Raw genomic sequence first — 17399 nt, 5'->3', positions numbered from 1 at the left:
CTGCGCCACGACCGCTCCTCTCCGCTGAAGTACTCATCACGTCGTCGACCTCCGTTGTCAGGTGGTGAGCGACCCTTCCACTGTAGGTCACTGCCCCGACGCGCCCGGCGCGCTACCCACTCACTTATCCACAGGTCTATCCACATTCGCGAGAGGCCACCTGTGGACAACTGTGGATAACGGTGAGTTACGCAGGGCCGATGGGCGTATCACTGTGGATAGCCGGTGGATAGCCTGATCCAACTGCGCCATAACCGCAGGTCATCGTCATTGTTTCTGGTGGTCTCATCGGTGGAGAACGTCGCCTACCACGTCAAAAACGGCGACACAATAGATAACGAAAGATGGATGGAAGTCATCTGGCACTTGTCCTGCCACTAGCTTCCACAACTATCTATCCACAGGTCGTCCACAACGGCGAGGGCCCCGGTCGTCACTGTGACGACCGGGGCCCTGCGCGGAGTATCAGGCGGGGACGACCTCGACCGCGACGCGCGCGGTGGTCTCGTGTCCCAGGTCGACGACGACGCTGTGGGCGCCCGTCGACTTGATGTGCCCCTTGGGCATCTCAATAGTCCGCTTGTCGAGGGTCGGGCCGCCGGCGGCCTTGATCGCCGAGGCGACATCGCCTGCGGTGACCGAGCCAAACAGCTTGCCCGTGTCCGAGGTCTTGACCGCGACCTTGACGTCGTCCATCGACTCGAGCTTCTGCTTGAGCTCGTTGGCGTGGTCCGAGTCGCGCACCTCACGGGCCTCCTGGGCCCGCTTGATGGAATCGACTTGGCGCTCGGCGCCACGGGTGGCCACGATGGCCAACCCGCGCGGGAGCAGGAAGTTACGACCGTATCCGCCCTTGACCTCGACGATGTCGCCCGGCACACCGAGCTTGTCGACGTCGGCGGTGAGGATCAGCTTCATGATCCGTCTACCTTTCTTTCCTCCGACGGTCCCGACTGGGCCGGAGACGTCGCGAGGTCATGTCTCATGCTAATGGGGTGGGACGCCCGCTGCGCCCCGGGGAAATCGACTCGCTCTAGAACGGGGGCTCGTCGTCCATGCCACCGAAGCCACCGGAACCGCCGGCCTGCGGGGCACTACCCCACGGGTCGTCGTTCTGCTGACCACGGCCCTGACCGCCGCCGTACCCGCCCTGCGGCTGACCGCCACCGAAACCGCCCTGCGGTTGGCCGCCACCCTGGAATCCGCCACCCTGCTGGCCGCCGCCCCCACCGCTTTCGCGATTGGTGCGGGTCACCTTGGCGGTGGCGTACTTGAGCGACGGGCCGACGTCGTCGACCTCCACCTCGTAGACAGTGCGCTTCTCACCCTCACGGGTTTCGTACGACCGCTGGCGCAGCCGACCGTTGACGATGACGCGCATGCCCTTCTGGAGCGACTCGGCGACGTTCTCCGCCGCCTGCCGCCAGACGTTGCAGGTGAGAAACAGGCCTTCGCCGTCCTCCCACTGGTTGGTCTGCGAATTGAAGCGGCGTGGCGTCGAGGCGATTCGGAAGTTCGCCACCGCGGCACCCGACGGTGTGAACCGAAGCTCGGGGTCCGCGACGATGTTCCCGACCACTGTGATGGGGGTGTCGCCCTGTGCCATGCGCTTGTCCTCCGTGTTGAAGCCGGCGTATTTCAGCCTGAGGTGGATGGTGATCGAAGCCGACCGACCGCGCCTAGATTACCGGGACGGTCAGACACTCCGGGTCACTTGTCGGCGCGGAGCACCTTGGTGCGGAGAACGTTCTCGTTCAGGCCGAGCTGGCGGTCCAGCTCCTTGACAGCGTCCGGCTCGGACTTGATCTGCACGACGGCGTAGATGCCCTCGGCCTGCTTGTCGATCTCGTAGGCGAAGCGGCGCTTGCCCCAAACATCGACCTTGTCGACCGAACCGCCCTCTTGCCGGATCACGTTAAGGAACGTGTCCAGCGACGGCGCCACGGTGCGCTCGTCGAGACTCGGATCGAGGATGACCATTACTTCGTATTGACGCATGGGACCTCATCACCTCCTGTGGACTACAGATTCGGCCACGGTGTCTCCGTGGCAGGAGGGTCGTTGCGTCAGCAACCGTTCAAGGCTACCCCGTGCCATCTCGGCAGACGAAATCACCACGGGTTGGCCTGCCGGCGCCGCGGGGCCCACCGTGCCCTCAGAGATCCTCGAGGCGGACGTAGCCGTCCTCCAGCGCCCGCAGCAGCAGTCGCACCTTGGTGCGCGCGGGCCGGCCGACAGCCTCGTATTTGGATCGCACACGCTGGATATAGGTGCTGACCGTGGAGTCGGCCAGGAACAGCCGCTCCGTGACCTCACGTTTACTGTCCGAGGCGAGCCAGGCGGTGAGAACCTCCACCTCCCGGCCGCTGAGGTCCGGCCGAACGCGGTCCGGTCGAGCCGTGGGCCCGGATGTGAATGTTGCGGTCATGCGTCCTCCGTTCGATGAGTGTCACTTCATCCTGGGGATTGGCCGCCTCGTTGTGGGCCCGCTGCGAGATGTCCGGACAAGTCCGTACGCGGCCGTCATACGTTTGCCTGAAAACCCTGTGTTCACTGCGACTTTTCAGTCCTTACGCCAACCCGACCGTCGTACGATGATCTCCGTGGACACTTCCCGCGACCCGGACGAGCCCGCACCCCGCCCATCAGGCCCCTCTCAGGTTAGGACGCGCGAGGAACTCGGCGCTGCCCTGACCGCGCTCCGCGTACAGGCTGGACTCTCGGTCCGCGACGTCGTCCGGTTGGTCCCCTCCCTGTCCCTGGGGACTGCCTCGGGCTGGTTCTCCGGTCAGCACGTACCCACCCGCGCGAGCGAGTCGACGCTCGTGGAGATGCTCCGACTCCTTGAGACGGAGAGGAACGGCCCCGGCGGAAACAACTTCGCCGGAAGCCACACCGGGAGCGACGGCCCCACTGGGGAGTTGGACGAGTGGCGGGCAGCAGTCGAGCGGGTCCGGATGCGCCCCGGCCCCCGCCGCACCACCCGGCGCGGCCAGAACGGGACCCGCCCCGGCGATACGGTCGCACCGGCGGATCGCTCCGCCAAGCCCGCGACCGAGCCACCTGACGCTCGTCCGACCCCCCGCTCGGCAGTACCCCAACCTGACGCCACTGGGAGTCCCTACGTCGGGCTGCGCCCCTACCTGAGCGGCGACGCCGCTGTGTTCCACGGGCGTTCGGCCGAGATTGAGCAGATCCTCGTCCGCGTCACGGCGCCCCGCGGTCGGCCGCTCGTCCTGGTGGGCGCGTCCGGGTCCGGCAAATCGTCACTGCTCGCCGCCGGTCTCGCTCCGCGCTGGGCCGCGGCGGGCTCGACCGTAGCGATCGTGCATCCGGCCGAAGTGTCCTCCGACCTGGCGTGGAGCGCGGGGCACCTCGTCGTCGACCAACTCGAGGAGCTCTGGACGGACGAGGTGGGCCCCGGGCGCCGTGCAGACGTCCTCGGCCTGCTGGCCCGCCGCGCTGCCGACGGTCGGCCGACGGTCCTCGCCCTGCGCGCGGACTTCTTCCAGCCCGCCCTCGCCGAACCCGTTCTCCGCGACGCGCTCGACGACCCGGTGGTGATCGGTCCGCCCAGCCGCGACGAGTTGGCCGAGATCATCGTCGAACCCGCTCGATCGCTGGGATACACCGTCGACCCATCCCTGGTGCGGCTGCTGCTCGACACGGTCGCCCCCGCCCACTTCGATGCCGACGAACGCTCCCTCCTGCCACTCCTGTCCCACGTGCTGCTGGTGTGCTGGGAGCGCAGCCGCCGACGCCGCATCACCGTCGACGACTACTACTCTTCCGGCGGAGTGGAGGGTGCGGTCCGCGCCTCGGCCGAGGCCGTCTACCTGGAGCTGGATCCGGCCGGCCGAGCCGCGTGCCGGGTCCTGTTCCTCCGGCTGGTCGACGTCCGTTCCGCCCGTCCCGTCCGCCGCCACGCCCCGCTCGCCGAGCTGTCCAACGACCTCCTCGTCGTCGCGACCCACTTCGCGCGCGCGGGCCTGCTCACCGTGGCCGGCGAGGCGGTGACCCCCACCCACGAGATCCTGTTCTCCTCCTGGCCGCGCCTGGTCGACTGGATCGACGCAGACCGGGAGGGACTCCGGACACTAGCGCGGGTGCGCGCAGCCGCCGCCGACTGGGAGAAGTCGGGGCGCAGTGACGCCGCACTTCCTCCCGCCTCGGCCACCGCGGACTACCTGACGTGGAGGGACGACGACGAGGACGGGCCCGATGCGCACCTGGCGGAATCGGAGCGGCAGTTCCTCGACGCCGCCGAATCCCATCACCGATCCGTGGCGCTGAGAGACCGGCGCCGCATCCGCACACTGACCATACTGGCGGCGTCACTTGCACTGGTGACCGTACTGGCCCTGGTCGCGAGCGGTGTCGCGCTGCGGGCCGGCGCCGACGCACGCCACACTCGCGACGTGGCCCTGTCCCGCTCAGGATCCGTCTCGTCCACCACCGTCTCCTCCCGCGACCCCGGCCTGGGCCGCGCGTTGGCGCTGGCGGCCTACCGGATCCACCCCACTACCGAGGCGCGGTCCGCGCTGCTCAACACCAGCCGCGCCGACGTGCCACTGCGATTCGAGGCCGCGCCCGGCAGCGGACGGGTCGTCGCACTACCGGACGACGCCGGCGTCGCCGCCGTCAGTTCGGACGGCGTCCTGCGACTCTTCCGCGCCCGCGACACCGCCGCGTACTCCACTCTCGCCCTCGGCGTCGGGGAGCGCCACGAGCTCTACGCCGCAGACCTGTCACCGGACGGATCGGTAATCGGGGTCGCCGGGCAGGGCGGGGTCAGCCTGGTCGATGTGCGCGAACCCGCGGCCCCGGCGCTCCTGACCACCCTCGAGGACCGGGCCGGACCGTTTCACTCCGTCGCCTTCTCCCCGGACGGCACCACCCTGGCCGCCGGCACCGGCGACGGCCGGGTCCTGCGGTGGCCCGTGGACATGCGCGGCGGGGCTCCCTCCGTCACCGACCAGCGCGCCCGGGTCGCCATCCCGGATCCCGGCGCCGAGCTCGCCAAACCCGTCGAGGCGCTGGCATGGCTACCCGACTCCCAGACCCTGCTTCTCGCGAACCGCACCGCCGGCGTGAAGACACTGCTAGACGCCGACGCGGACGGCCGGGTCCGGCGCGGTCCCGTCCTTGACACCGGGACGGTCGCGCTGCCACTGTCTCTCGCCGTCAGCGCCGACGGCAGTCAGGTCGCGGCCGGCACCACTGGCCGGACGGTGCGGCGCTGGCAGCTGGGCATCGGTGGTGGTGGCGGTGGCGGGGTAAGTGCCGGGGCCGGTGCGCTCGACGGCGCCCGCGCCCTGCCCGAGCTGGCCGGCTGGAACGCGTACATCAACGACGTGACCTACGACGAGCAGGGGCGACTCGCCGCCGCCGGATCGGACGAACGGGTCCGCATCTACGATTCCGCCGGACAGATGCTCACCGAACTGCCCACCTCTCAGGTCGCGACCGGAGTCCGGTTCACCGACTCCCACACCTTGGCCACCTACTCGGTCGACGGCCTGGTACGGCTCTGGCCACTGGGACGCCTGGGAGCGGCATCCGAGTCCAACTCGATCTTCCAGACCGCCTCCGCTGCGGATCGGACCACCGGGGTCCTCGGCGTCACCGCCGCGGAGCTGCACCACACCGTCGTCGACACGACCGGCCCGGTTCCACGCGAGACCGGCCGCGTCATCCCCGACGACGGCACGAGGTTCTCCGGCTCCGTGGCGATGTCCCCCGACGGGCGCGTCGTCTACGCCGGGCTCGCCGACGGGGGCGTGCAGGTGTTCACCGCTCCGTACGGGCCGGCCACCCGGGCGATCGCCAGTCTCCCCGTGACCGCCGGCGTGGTGGTGGCGAGCCCGCTCAGCCCCGACGGGCGGACCCTCGCAGTGTGCAGCGACACCAGCCCGGACCTGGGCCTTATCGACGTCACCGACCCCGCAGACCCCGTACTTCGGGTGAAAGTGCCACTGCCGGACCCGTGCGTGGTGGCCGCATTCTCGTCCGACTCCCGCCAGCTTGTCGTCCCGACGCTGGGGCCAGAGACAGTCCTTCTCGACACCACCGACCCCGACCGGCCAACCGTCGCCCACCGGCTCACGACCGGAATCGGGGCCTCACCGTCAGCCGGGTATGCGCACGGCTCGCCGATGCTGGCCACGTCCGGCGGCGACAAGACGATTCGGCTGTGGGACGTGGACGACGCCTCCGCGCCCCGTGAACTCTCATCGTTCACGGCCCCGCCCGGGGAGATCTACTGGACCGCCTTCTCTGCGGACGATTCCCTGCTCATGCTCACCTCGAGCACTGGGCAGGTCATCGTGATGGACGTGTCAGACCCCACCGAGCCCCGGCCGTGGGCGGCGCTGGGGTCGACCACCGATCCACTGCTCTACCAGGGCCGCAGCGCCTCCCCCACGGGTGGCGTTCTCGCGGTCGGTGTCGAGGGCGCCATGTGGGCGTGGCAGCTCGACCCGGACCGGGTGGAGAGCGAGGCCTGCGCCGGCGGCGTGCAGCTCACCGGCGAGGAGTGGGGCCGATACTTCCCGGACATCGAACCGTTCGCTCTGTGCGGGTGAGCGGGGTGGCGTGCGTTGGCCCCGTGGCTTGCGCGTCGTCTTTGGTCCACTCCCCCAACGCAACCCCTCCTCAGGTGTGCATTCGGGCAGCGTAAGCCGGAAGGGCAGCGCGTCCGGCCCGCGGAGGGGCAGCGTAGTGCGAGGGGGGGTGGGGGGCAGCGCGTCCGGCGGACGGGTGGGCGGGCGCACCGAAAGCGGGGCCGGAGCTGGGCTGGGCTGGGGCCGGGGTCAGCCGTGCTGGAGTCCGATGGTGAGGGCCTGCGACACCGGGATGACGGTGAGGAACAGAAACGCGGCCACCGTCCAGCCAATCCAGACCGGCTGGCGCCACCCGGCCCGGTAACCGCCGGCAGCAGTGACCATGCAGATGAATCCGATCAGGATGCACAGGAACATCCAGATCATGGCGCTGGTACTCATAGGGCGGCGTCCTCTTTCCGGGGAGTGTGTTCTCGGGGGCTGACTGCTCAGGGGGAATGTGCTCAGGGGGAATGTGCTCGGGAAATGTGGTCAGAGGGATAGTTCTCGGGATCCGTTTCCGGAGCCGGGCGGGACACGGTCGGCGGTCAGCCCGAACTCGCGAGGGGGCGGCGCGACCACCAGGGGTTCGTCCGGGTCCGCGAGCACCCCGGCTAGCGGGTCCGGGCCCTCGGGCGTGCCTTGGTGCGTCATGCGGACGCGGTCTAGGTGGGGGCGGTAGATCTCGAGGATGATCACTGCGCAGACGGCCACAACCAGCAGGTCGCGGACCAGAACGAGCGGATGGAACACGTCCGCACCGATCCCCTTGTTCTCCACACCGTGGAAGTACGACATGTGGGCCACCCACAGCAGGGCGTCGAACGCCATCCACGGCAGCAGCAGTCGCACGCGCGGAACGGCGAGTACCGCGAGCGGGACCAGCCAGAGCGAGTACTGCGGGCTCCACACCTTGTTGGTGAGCAGGAAGAAGGCCACGATGAGGAATGCCAACTGCGCCACCCGGGGAGTGGTGGGTGCGGTGAGCCCGATGACGAGCACCGCGAGACAGCCGAGCGCGAACAGCACCAACGACACAGTGTTCACGGTCACGGGCGCTTCCCCGGCTGCGCGGGCAGCGTCGAATCCCTGCCAGCCGGTGAGGGTCTGCAGAGCCACGTAGATGCTCTCGGGATTGGCGGGCCGGTCCGAGTTGAGGCGGAAGAACTCGCGCCACCCCTGCGGGAACGGGATCATGATCGGCACGTTCACCGCCAGCCACGCCACCACCGCTGCGGCGGCCGCCTTGCCCAGCTCGGCGAAGCGCCTCCGACGCAGCGCCAGCACCAGCAGGGCCCCGAACAGGAACAGCGGGTACAGCTTGGCGGCCACGCCCAAGCCTAGGACGACGCCTGCCCAGACCGGACGGCGGCGAGCCCACAGCAGCAGGGCGACGGACGCGAACGCGACCGCCATGAGGTCGTAGTTGGTGAACGCCTGGAAGATGACGAGCGGGCTGGCCGCCATGAGCAGCGTGTCCCAGGGACGCCGACCCGCGGACCGGTAGGTGGCCCACACCGCGACCATCCACATGAATGCGAGCAGGATGCAGCCCAGGAGGAAGTACTTGACCACTTCGATGGGCCCGCCGGGGAAGACCGCGTGCCAGGCCTGCGCGGCCTGCGCCGTGACGTATTGGAACATCCCGGACAGCACGGGGTACTCCATGTACCGGACCTCGCCGACGTCGGTGACCCACATGTACTTGTACGGGAAGGCGCCGGTGTCCAACCCCTCGGCCGAATAGAGGGGCAGCGGGTCGGCGTAACACGCCTTGTAGTACTGGCGGCCGTCCCAGTTGAGGCCCGGCTGCGAACCGTCGGTGGGATGAGTCGTTTCCAGGCAGGCAGCCTTAGAGAAGAACCCGAACGCCAGGAAGATCACGGCGAGCAGCATGATCACCCGCAATGGCGTCCAGAACCGTTGCCGGCCGACCGCCGCGTGCCGACCGACCGGCCCGCCCCACGCCGCGATCGCCTCCGCACCGGCCCCGTTGCCGGGGCGGACCCGCTCGTGCGGCTCCAGCGAGCGGAGGTCATCATCGAGCGGCAGCGGGGAGATGTGGCCGTTGCTCTGCACGGTCACACCCTAGTCCACGGCATTTCGGATCCGGGACCACGGCATTTCAGTCGGCAGGGGCCCTACCGTCAGGCGCCGTCGCCGGTGCCGTCGCCGCCACCTCCGCCGGTGCCGTCTCCACCACCGGTACCTGCGCCCCCGCCCGCGGGGGACTGTTCGGCACCTCCCGGCGGACCGGCGCCCGGGATGACGAGCTCCGGCAGCCCGGGCACCTGGAGTGTCAACGGGCCGGGAGCCTGGGGCGCGGGCGCCGGCTCTGGCGCGGACTCGACCGGGGCCGGTGCTGAACTCGTCTCGGGTACGTAGCTTTGGGTGTCGGCCCCGCCCGTCGTGCCCGAGCTGGTCCCACCCGACTCCCACTGCGACGCCCCCGCCTGACCACCGATGTACCCGGGGTCCGGGAAGGACTCCCACTCGGTACCGGACAGCGCGCCGTCCATCGCGGACTTCCAGATGTCGGCGGGCAGCGACGCGCCGTACATCGTTCCGCCCCACGCGTTGAGAAGCGGCTCATTGTCGTCGGTGCCGACCCACACGGCGGTGGCGATCGATGGGGTGTAACCGACGAACCAGGCGTCCTTGTTGTAGCCGGTCTCGCCGAGCTGTGTGGTGCCGGACTTGGAGGCGGACGGTCGCCCGCCGGCCAGCGAGTGCCCTCTGGAGTAGGCGGCGATGGGTTCCATCGCGGAGGTGAGGTTGTTGGCGACATCGGCGTCGATCACCTTCTCGCCCTCGACGGAGGAGTTGTCCAGCAGCACCTCGCCGTCGGCGGTCTCGACCCGCTCGATGAAGTGCGTGGGCTTGTGGACGCCCTCCGCGGCGAAGGTCGCCAGACCGGTGGCCATGTCTCGGACGCGGATCGGGTACTGGCCCAGGATGAGGCCGTCGTAGGGATCCTCACCCTGCTCGCTCAGCGTCTCCCAGGGCAGGCCCGGGATTTGCTTGGGAATGCCGACGCGGTGGGCCATGTCGCGAACGTCGTTGGCACCGTTGTCCAGCATGCGCTGAATCCGGATGAACGAGGTGTTGAGCGACATCTTCAGGGCCTGCGAGATGGAGCACGTTCCGCAGCTCTGCCCGTCGACGTTGGTGACTGTGATATTTCCGGTGGTCACCGGCGCGGAGGAGACCTGCGTCCCCAGGCCGATCCCCTGCTCGAGTGCGGCTGCGACGCCGAAGATCTTGAACGTCGAACCGGTCTGCAGGGGCGCGTTGGCGTAGTCCCAGCCCTCGGCCTCCTCGCCACCGTAGTAGCCGATCACGCCGCCGGTGCGCGGGTTGATCGAGACCACTGCGGTGCGGTTGGCCGCGTTCTCACCCTGCATATTCGTGCGGGCGGCGTCGACCACCGAGCTCTGGGTCTTGGGATCGATCGTGGTGATGATCTTCAGTCCGCGGGTGTTGAGCATCTGTTCGTCGATCCCGGACTGTGCGAGTTCGGCCAGTACCTGGCGGCGGATCGGGCCGTTGCTGGGGTCGCCGACGTTCTGCTCGATCGCCTGCGGGTCTTCGACGACCTGGGGGAACATGGCGTTTCCGCGCTGCTGGGCGTCGATCGCACCCATCTCCCGCATGCCGTCCATGACGTAGTTCCAGCGGCCCTCCGCTGCGGCCTGGTTGTTGAGCGGGTCCAGTGCCGAGGGCGACTGGATGACACCGGCGAGGAGCGCGCCCTCCTCGACCGTCAGCGCCTCGACCGGCTTGTTGAAGTACGCGGTGGACGCGGCGGCGATGCCGTAGGCGCCGCGACCGAAATAGATGGTGTTGAGGTAGGCCTCGAGGATCTGGTCCTTGGACCACTTCCGGGTCATCTTGGCTGCGATGACGAGCTCTTTGGCCTTGCGCTCGTAGGTGGGCGCGTCACCGACCATCGTGTTCTTGACGTACTGCTGGGTGATGGTCGAACCGCCGCCCGCGCCGGACTCGCCGGTGAGCTGCCCGATCACCGCGCGGCCGATCCCGGTGGGGTCGTAGCCCTCGTTGGTGTAGAAGCTGCGGTCCTCGGCTGCGATGACCGCGTTGCGCACGTGCACGGGGACCGCGTCGAGTTCGATGAGCGTGCGGTTGCCCTCAGGCGGGACGATGCGGCCGATCATCGACGTGCCGTCGCTCTGGTAGATCTCCGAAATCTGCTCGGTGCGGACGCTGCCGGGGCTCGGGATCTCGGTGCGGCTGTAGGTGATGCCGACGATCGTCAGCGGGATGACGAGGAGGACGACGACGAGGAGGATCACCGTCGTCCAGACCGGATGGCGACGGGGCCAGCCGAGCCGGCCCGGGCTCTCTTGCTGACCGTCGTCGGCGGACCGACTCGTCCTGCCACTCTGCGTCATGTTCTACCCTCCTGCGAGCCGACCCGATAGGCCCGGGAGTCCCCGGTTGCGGTGCTCTGTCGACCATTGTGTACGAAAATGCGGCCGATTCTGTACTTCGGAACCGTCGCCGGGCCCTCCGCGAGGGGGTCAGCGGTGTCGCCCGAGCTCCCGCGCCGCCCGTCGCACACGTTTTCCGGTCCCCGGAGTGAGCCCCACCTCATAGGAGAGGATGAGGTGGTTCCAGGAGCAGCTGCGGCACACTTCGACCACATGGACGGTGAAGCCGTCGTGGGTGAGGGCGAACTGCTCGATCTCGTCCTGCCCGCGGGCGGAACCGGACGCGGTGCCCAGGTCGTCCCCGAACACCCAGGAGACCTCGGTGAGATTCTCCTTTCGGCACACCGGGCAGACCGTCTCCGTCTCCACGCCGTGGAATCCTGCGGCCCGGAGAAGGTAGACGTCGGCGTCGCACACCTCACGGAGCGAGAGCGCCCCCTCCCGCAGCTCCTTGAGGACCCCTCGGCGGCGCAGGGCGAAGTCCACCACCCGTCGACGCTGGAGCGCCGTACGGCCGGTGGCATCCTCGGCCCCCGGCGGGGGGCCGGGTCGCGGGGAGCGGGAGTCGGCCTGGTCCACGTCGTCAAGCGTACGGCTCCCGCCGCGTGCCCGGGTCGGGCCGGACAGAGGATGCCGGCGACGCGTCGGGGCGATGTCACACACCGGTATATCGGCTCGATACATCAGCAGGTGTACAGTCGGTCTCTGTCGCATGACACACGCACGCCCGAGTCGCGGAAAGGGGGAGAAGGAGTGCTCGAACTGGCCATCCTGGGTTTGCTCGACGAGCGCCCGATGCACGGCTACGAGTTGCGCAAGCGGCTCTCCGAGATGCTCGGGACGGTCCGGACCGTGTCCTTCGGCTCCCTCTATCCCACGCTGCGCCGCCTCCAGCAGCAGGGTGACATCGTCGAGGACTCCTCGGCCGCCACCGCCACCCGTCCGCCCGCCACCGCGCGGCGCGGCCGGAAAACCTACCGCATCACCTCCCGCGGCAAGGAAACGTTGGCTGCCCTGCTCGACGAGCCGGCGGCGGCGTCGTTCGCCGACGACGGCTTCGGCGTCCACCTCGCGTTCTTCGACCGCACTCCCGGGCCCGCCCGGGTGCGGTTGCTCGAGGGTCGGCGCCGGGTGCTGGAGGAGCGTCGCGAGGGACAGCGCGACGCCGCCGCCCGCACCGGCCCCACCGAACTGCGGTACGCCCGGCAACTCACGTTGCTCGGGTTGGAGACCAGCGAGCGCGAGCTGCGCTGGATCAACGAGCTCATCCGGACAGAGAACCCATCACAAGGAGAACCCCAATGACCGACCAGAAGGTGCGCGTCGCGATCGTCGGCGTCGGCAACTGTGCGTCCTCGCTCGTGCAGGGCGTGGAGTACTACAAGGACGCGGCGATCGACTCGACCGTCCCCGGCCTCATGCACGTCAAGTTCGGCGACTACCACGTCAACGACGTGGAGTTCGTCGCGGCGTTCGACGTCGACGGCAAGAAGGTCGGCATGGACCTCGCCGAGGCCATCCGCGCCTCAGAGAACAACACCATCGAGATCTGCGACGTCCCGCCGACCGGCGTCAACGTCCAGCGCGGGCCCACGCTCGACGGCCTGGGCAAGTACTACCGCGAGACGATCGAGGAATCCTCCGCTGATCCCGTCGACGTGGTGCAGGCCCTTCGTGACGCCGAGGTCGACGTCGTCGTCAGCTACCTGCCCGTCGGCTCGGAAGAGGCCGACAAGTTCTACGCGCAGTGCTGCATCGACGCCGGCGTAGCCTTCGTCAACGCTCTGCCCGTGTTCATCGCCTCGGACCCGGAATGGGCCGAGAAGTTCCGCAGCGCGGGCGTCCCGATCGTCGGTGACGACATCAAGAGCCAGGTCGGCGCCACCATCACCCACCGCGTCATGGCCAAGCTCTTCGAGGACCGCGGCGTCGCACTGGACCGCACCTACCAGCTCAATGTCGGCGGCAACATGGACTTCAAGAACATGCTCGAGCGCGACCGCCTCGAGTCGAAGAAGGTCTCCAAGACCCAGGCCGTGACCTCCAACCTCGAGGGCTCGCTCAAGGACAAGATCCACGACCGCAACGTCCACATCGGCCCCTCCGACTACGTGGAGTGGCTCGACGACCGCAAGTGGGCGTACGTTCGTCTCGAGGGACGCGCGTTCGGTGACGCCCCGATCAACCTCGAGTACAAGCTCGAGGTGTGGGACTCGCCCAACTCGGCGGGCATCATCATCGACGCCGTCCGCGCGGCCAAGATCGCCAAGGACCGTGGCATCGGCGGACCGATCCTGCCCGCCTCGGCGTACCTCATGAAGTCGCCGCCGGTGCAGATGGCAGACGACAAGGCCCGCACCGAGCTCGAAGCCTTCATCATCGGAGCCTGACCAGCACAGCAGAAGGATCGTATGAACCGCACAGCGACGAGCCACCCGCACACCTCCCCGGGACGTCGCAGTGTCCCGGCCGTCATCGCACTCGCGGTGGCGGCCGGCGTGGCACTCGGGGCCTGTTCCGCCGACCCCGGGGACGACCCCGTCACCCCGCCGACGACGCAGACAAGCACCTCGTCGTCGTCATCATCATCGACCCCGGCCCCCGCCACGACGGCCCCTCGGACCGCGGAGCCCGCCTCCGCGCCGCCAGTGCCCGCCCCGCTCGTCGCCCCGGTCCCCGCGCCGGAGCTTCCCGCCAACGTCGTGGGCACCGGGGGGCCGTGCCACATGCTCGGCGAAGTCGCCCAGGCCGAGGACGGCTCCGCGCTGTTCTGCACCGAGGACCCGGGCGGCGCCGGCCCGCTGTGGCTTCCATCAGCGGGTGAAGGCGCGGCCGCAGACGCCACGGGGCAGGCCCGCCCCGGCGGACCGTGCTCCCAGGAGGGCCTCGCCGTGACCGGCGCCGACGGCGGCGTGCTCACCTGCCGCCTCACGGGCGGGGGCGACGTGCCCGGCGGTCTCTACTGGCAGTAGGCCCCCTACCCTCGCTGCCCATTCCGGCTCGCCGAGGGTCTTCTTCGGTTGCAGGTACCGCCCTTCGGATATTGACTGAGCACGATCTGTCCCAAAGCTAAACCGGAGGCCCCGATGACCCAGACCCGGTTCGCCCACATCCAGGTGGACGACGGTGTCTACGCGCCGCAAGCCGACTCCTGGCTCCTCTGCCAGGCACTCGACGAAAGCGACCTTGTCGCGGGCAGACGAGTCGTCGACATCTGTACGGGCAGCGGCATCCTGGCCGTCGAGGCCGCACTCAAGGGCGCCCGCGAAGTGCTCGCCTACGACATCTCCCCCGCGGCAGTCGCGTGCGCGTCGAGCAACGCCGAGCGCGCCGGCGTGGCGGTGGACGTTCGGCAGGGCACCCTCGACGACGCCCGCCGGGCTGGGCCGTTCGACGTGGTGGTGTCCAACCCGCCGTACGTCCCCTCCGACGCCCCACTCGAGGGCACCGGACCGAATCGGGCGTGGGACGCGGGCGCCAACGGCCGCGTCGTGCTGGACCAGTTGTGCGACCTGGCCCCCGACCTGGTCGCGCCCGGCGGGAGCATGCTGATCGTGCACTCGGAGTTCTCCGACCCTCCGCAGACCATCCGTAGGCTCGAGGAGTCCGGGTTCACCGCCCGCGAGGTCGCCGCCCGCATCGTGGCCTTTGGCCCCGTCATGACCTCGTACGCCGAGCGGCTCGAGGCCGCCGGCCTGCTTGAACCCGGCCGACGCGAGGAGGAACTGGTGGTGATCCGCGGTGACCGCAGCTGAGCGGGACGCCCGGCGGGTACGAATTGTGCCCGGGGGCCCGATACTTATCGAGGGCCCGGTCGACATGACCACGCCCGACGGTGAGCGCGTGTGCTCGGACCGCTTCATGGTCGCGGTATGCACCTGTCGGCGCAGCAAGACCTACCCGCTGTGCGACACCAGCCACCGCCGCAAGGTGCGACCCACCGACTCGACCGACAGCGACGGCTGAACCGACCGCCACACCGTCCGGCGGTTCAGGGCAGCAGCGAGGACTCCCCGCGACGCCAGGCCGCGAGCATCTTCTCCGCCGCCAGCTCGTCGAGGTAGTCGAGCGTGCGCATCCCGAACACCACGTCGCTGGCCAGACCTGGCTCGCGCCGCACGAGGTCGCCCACGACGTCGTGACGCATGACCTGCTCGTGGACCGCGTCAGCCTCCACGTGCTCGGCGTAGAAGTGGACGCACTCCTCCGGAGCGCCCATCCGCCGAAGCCCGGCCACCAGCCGTGCCGACCCCGGCGACGAGGTGATCTCGATCGCCGCGAAGTGGCCGATCGCGGCGCCGCGAAGCGACCGGTGCAGCCCGAACATCGACATGAGATTGACCGTCGACAGCGTCTCTGCGGACACCCGGTCGATGTACCCCAGATAGGTCGGGTCCAGCTCGGCGGCGCTCATGAGGTCCGCCCACAGCTGTTGGTGGACACGCTCGCCACGGCCGCCGCCGAACTCGTCGAACTCGACGGCCACGAACGACGCCTTGGCCTGCCCCTGCAGCCGCGGGATGACGAACGCGTGCGGGTCACCCTCCTTGAGGTGGTACAGCGACCGGTGGGCGAAGTACTCGCGCATCTGGTCCCACGAACCCTCGTCCTTGAAAAACCAGGACGGGCCGGTGCCGGAAGTAGCCTCCACCGACAGTGCGTCCATCTCGGCCACCGGATCATCACCCGGCTCGACGGCGGAGCGCAGGTGCCCGAGGAACACCCTCTCGAGGTCCCGCCGCATCCGCAGGACGTCGGGCTCCCACTCGAGCTCGGGGTCCACCCCGTCGAAGCCCCGGTAGTGCAACTCGTACAGGGTGTACAAGGCGAGTTGCAGATCCCGCCCCAGCGGATCGGTGTCCGCCGACACGGTCGGCAGCGCGTCCGTGCGCCCCGTCGACAGCACCTCGATGACCGCGTCCGACAACGGGCCACAAGCTGCGGGCAGCCGCGGCGCGGTAACCGTGGAGGGCCGAGAGGCAGCGTAATCGGTCGGTGCAGCGGTCGTCATGTCTCCCTGTCTACCCCTTCGGTCGGCCGTCCTCCACCTCGCGAGACCCTCCGGTGCCGCCCTCCTCGCCGTTCCCGTTCCCGCCGCTGTCGTCGTGCTCGCGCTCGATCCGCTTCTGCTCCTCCTGCTCCCCGCGGTCGCCCTCACCGTCCTGGTAGCTATCGAACAGCTTCCGCCGCTCGTGCCAGCGGAGACTGTAGGTGGCCTCGCGGACCGCGTCCTCGTCGTCGAAGTTCGACCCGAGCGCGCCGGCGAACGCCCCGAGACTGCTGGAGAGCCAGGCCAGGTGGACGTAGTCGAGGGCGGTGACTGGCCGCTCGAGTTGGGCCGTGAGGTAGCCGGCGTCCATCACGACAATCGCGAGCAGCACCATGCCCACAAACAGGCCGAGATAGATGATGCCGACGCCGACCCCGACCGTCAGCAGCGTCGCCGCGTTGTCCATCCGACGGTTGCCTGGAGTGAGTTCGTCGTCGGAGCGGGTCCACAGGCCGTTGCGGACGATGAGCCACACCACGAGCGTCAGGACACCCAGGACGCTGATCAGCAGCAGGCGCAGCGGAGGCAACGCCGCCGCGAGCGAGGCGATGCTGCCGTAGAAGATGCCGAAGGCGCCCGTTCCCGCTGCCGCTGCCACAACGCCGGACATCGCCGTCACCAGGCGGGTGGGCCTGTTGTTGAGCACCATGCCCCCGAGCAGTCTGGCCCGGCTGACAACCGTGCGGCGCTGCGCGGGGGGCAGTCGGTCTGTACCGGGGGCCCCCAACCCGGCATCACTCACGCCCGACCGCACCAGGCGCAGCGCCAGGTCCCGCACCCTGGCTCGCACCCGAATCACCCCCAGCATGGGCACGCACACTAGGGCCGCGGCGGTCGTGCCGCTGACGTCGTACAGCACCGGGTAACCATCCGGATGGGTGGCCAGATCCGTCATGTAGAGCACGAAGTCCCACTCGTGCTGCTGCAGAAGCCGGGGGGCGTGTTCGGTGAGTCGTATCTCGCCGTCCGGTCCCAGGGGGAGAGTCTCCTGGTCCACCTCGACCCTCCACCGCCCACCGAGTTCGCGGGTCAGGTCATCCGACAGGCCGTCGGCTATCGCGACTGCGACCTTGCGGGGCACGCCGGGGTCGGCCATGAGTCCGACGGTCGACCAGGACTCGTCATCGGTCGGTTTCTGCTCGTCCACCCCCCCATCATGCTGTTGCGTCGCCGCGTCGCGGTGGAATCGACCCCGTCGAGGCGGGACGGTGCCCGGTTCCGCCAAATCGGTTGCAGCCGTCGCGGCTGTCGCGTTACATGGGGCCACACCCGAGCACCGGAGGTGGCGATGTCGGA

Annotated in this window: 16 protein-coding genes; 6 read left to right on the top strand and 10 right to left on the bottom strand. The window is 69.2% G+C overall.

All coding sequences use genetic code 11. The features are described from left to right. Positions 1 to 465: 465 nt before the first annotated feature. The 4 genes from rplI to FQ137_RS03300 form a co-directional block, all read right to left on the bottom strand. On the bottom strand, positions 466 to 918 hold the full coding sequence (gene rplI, locus FQ137_RS03315) for a 50S ribosomal protein L9 (RefSeq protein ID WP_149291120.1): 453 nt from the start codon (positions 916 to 918) through the stop codon (positions 466 to 468). 115 nt (positions 919 to 1033) lie between these two features. Further along, the gene (locus tag FQ137_RS03310; protein ID WP_149291119.1) at positions 1034 to 1606 is read right to left on the bottom strand and encodes a single-stranded DNA-binding protein; all 573 of its coding nucleotides are present in this window, start codon (positions 1604 to 1606) and stop codon (positions 1034 to 1036) included. Between the two features lie 104 nt (positions 1607 to 1710). Beyond that, positions 1711 to 1998 carry a 30S ribosomal protein S6 gene (gene rpsF, locus FQ137_RS03305; protein WP_149291118.1) on the bottom strand — a complete coding sequence of 96 codons (288 nt, stop codon included), beginning with the start codon at positions 1996 to 1998 and terminating at the stop codon, positions 1711 to 1713. A 157-nt stretch (positions 1999 to 2155) separates the two neighbouring features. Further along, the gene (locus tag FQ137_RS03300; RefSeq protein ID WP_149291117.1) at positions 2156 to 2428 is read right to left on the bottom strand and encodes a LuxR C-terminal-related transcriptional regulator; all 273 of its coding nucleotides are present in this window, start codon (positions 2426 to 2428) and stop codon (positions 2156 to 2158) included. A 175-nt stretch (positions 2429 to 2603) separates the two neighbouring features. On the opposite strand from FQ137_RS03300, the gene FQ137_RS03295 reads away from it, so the two are divergent. Continuing rightward, positions 2604 to 6584, top strand: a complete 3981-nt coding sequence (locus tag FQ137_RS03295; RefSeq protein ID WP_149291116.1) for a hypothetical protein — start codon at positions 2604 to 2606, stop codon at positions 6582 to 6584. Between the two features lie 228 nt (positions 6585 to 6812). Here FQ137_RS03295 and FQ137_RS03290 read toward each other — a convergent pair whose 3' ends face one another. The 4 genes from FQ137_RS03290 to FQ137_RS03275 all read right to left on the bottom strand — a co-directional run bounded on the left by FQ137_RS03290 (position 6813) and on the right by FQ137_RS03275 (position 11542). Next, positions 6813 to 7004, bottom strand: a complete 192-nt coding sequence (locus tag FQ137_RS03290) for a hypothetical protein (RefSeq protein ID WP_149291115.1) — start codon at positions 7002 to 7004, stop codon at positions 6813 to 6815. Positions 7005 to 7094: 90 nt separating this feature from the next. After that, positions 7095 to 8687, bottom strand: coding sequence for a glycosyltransferase family 87 protein (locus FQ137_RS03285; RefSeq protein ID WP_149291114.1), 1593 nt, complete (start codon positions 8685 to 8687; stop codon positions 7095 to 7097). 62 nt (positions 8688 to 8749) lie between these two features. Then, entirely contained in the window at positions 8750 to 11014 is a 2265-nt protein-coding gene (locus FQ137_RS03280; RefSeq protein ID WP_149291113.1) for a transglycosylase domain-containing protein, read from the bottom strand. Positions 11015 to 11143: 129 nt separating this feature from the next. Then, positions 11144 to 11542 (bottom strand): DUF5318 family protein, encoded by a 399-nt coding sequence (locus tag FQ137_RS03275; protein WP_149292620.1) that lies wholly within the window; start codon positions 11540 to 11542, stop codon positions 11144 to 11146. 264 nt (positions 11543 to 11806) lie between these two features. On the opposite strand from FQ137_RS03275, the gene FQ137_RS03270 reads away from it, so the two are divergent. The 5 genes from FQ137_RS03270 (at position 11807) to FQ137_RS03250 (ending at position 15019) form a co-directional block, all read left to right on the top strand. Further along, positions 11807 to 12358 (top strand): PadR family transcriptional regulator, encoded by a 552-nt coding sequence (locus FQ137_RS03270; RefSeq protein WP_149291112.1) that lies wholly within the window; start codon positions 11807 to 11809, stop codon positions 12356 to 12358. Then, positions 12355 to 13443 (top strand): inositol-3-phosphate synthase, encoded by a 1089-nt coding sequence (locus tag FQ137_RS03265; protein WP_149291111.1) that lies wholly within the window; start codon positions 12355 to 12357, stop codon positions 13441 to 13443. The genes FQ137_RS03270 and FQ137_RS03265 overlap by 4 nt, the downstream gene beginning before the upstream one ends. 21 nt (positions 13444 to 13464) lie before the next feature. Then, positions 13465 to 14025 carry a hypothetical protein gene (locus FQ137_RS03260; RefSeq protein ID WP_149291110.1) on the top strand — a complete coding sequence of 187 codons (561 nt, stop codon included), beginning with the start codon at positions 13465 to 13467 and terminating at the stop codon, positions 14023 to 14025. A 114-nt stretch (positions 14026 to 14139) separates the two neighbouring features. Further along, positions 14140 to 14808 carry a HemK2/MTQ2 family protein methyltransferase gene (locus FQ137_RS03255; protein WP_149291109.1) on the top strand — a complete coding sequence of 223 codons (669 nt, stop codon included), beginning with the start codon at positions 14140 to 14142 and terminating at the stop codon, positions 14806 to 14808. After that, positions 14795 to 15019 carry a CDGSH iron-sulfur domain-containing protein gene (locus tag FQ137_RS03250; RefSeq protein ID WP_149291108.1) on the top strand — a complete coding sequence of 75 codons (225 nt, stop codon included), beginning with the start codon at positions 14795 to 14797 and terminating at the stop codon, positions 15017 to 15019. The genes FQ137_RS03255 and FQ137_RS03250 overlap by 14 nt, the downstream gene beginning before the upstream one ends. Positions 15020 to 15044: 25 nt before the next feature. Here FQ137_RS03250 and FQ137_RS03245 read toward each other — a convergent pair whose 3' ends face one another. Both FQ137_RS03245 and FQ137_RS03240 read right to left on the bottom strand, forming a co-directional pair. Further along, on the bottom strand, positions 15045 to 16064 hold the full coding sequence (locus FQ137_RS03245; RefSeq protein WP_149291107.1) for an iron-containing redox enzyme family protein: 1020 nt from the start codon (positions 16062 to 16064) through the stop codon (positions 15045 to 15047). 10 nt (positions 16065 to 16074) lie between these two features. After that, positions 16075 to 17250 (bottom strand): hypothetical protein, encoded by a 1176-nt coding sequence (locus FQ137_RS03240; RefSeq protein ID WP_149291106.1) that lies wholly within the window; start codon positions 17248 to 17250, stop codon positions 16075 to 16077. Positions 17251 to 17399 lie beyond the last annotated feature (149 nt).

It is taken from the genome of Dietzia sp. ANT_WB102, assembly GCF_008369165.1.
In the GTDB taxonomy this organism is placed as follows: domain Bacteria; phylum Actinomycetota; class Actinomycetes; order Mycobacteriales; family Mycobacteriaceae; genus Dietzia.
Note: the sequence above shows the minus strand (reverse complement) of the source record. Positions and strands in the feature narration are given on the sequence as shown.

Coding starts and splice junctions, on each gene's coding strand:
- rpsF (WP_149291118.1), bottom strand. CDS start 1,998: ATGCGTCAATACGAAGTAATGGTCATCCTCGATCCGAGTCTCGACGAG.
- FQ137_RS03260 (WP_149291110.1), top strand. CDS start 13,465: ATGAACCGCACAGCGACGAGCCACCCGCACACCTCCCCGGGACGTCGC.
- rplI (WP_149291120.1), bottom strand. CDS start 918: ATGAAGCTGATCCTCACCGCCGACGTCGACAAGCTCGGTGTGCCGGGC.
- FQ137_RS03310 (WP_149291119.1), bottom strand. CDS start 1,606: ATGGCACAGGGCGACACCCCCATCACAGTGGTCGGGAACATCGTCGCG.
- FQ137_RS03265 (WP_149291111.1), top strand. CDS start 12,355: ATGACCGACCAGAAGGTGCGCGTCGCGATCGTCGGCGTCGGCAACTGT.
- FQ137_RS03300 (WP_149291117.1), bottom strand. CDS start 2,428: ATGACCGCAACATTCACATCCGGGCCCACGGCTCGACCGGACCGCGTT.
- FQ137_RS03290 (WP_149291115.1), bottom strand. CDS start 7,004: ATGAGTACCAGCGCCATGATCTGGATGTTCCTGTGCATCCTGATCGGA.
- FQ137_RS03280 (WP_149291113.1), bottom strand. CDS start 11,014: ATGACGCAGAGTGGCAGGACGAGTCGGTCCGCCGACGACGGTCAGCAA.
- FQ137_RS03245 (WP_149291107.1), bottom strand. CDS start 16,064: ATGACGACCGCTGCACCGACCGATTACGCTGCCTCTCGGCCCTCCACG.
- FQ137_RS03255 (WP_149291109.1), top strand. CDS start 14,140: ATGACCCAGACCCGGTTCGCCCACATCCAGGTGGACGACGGTGTCTAC.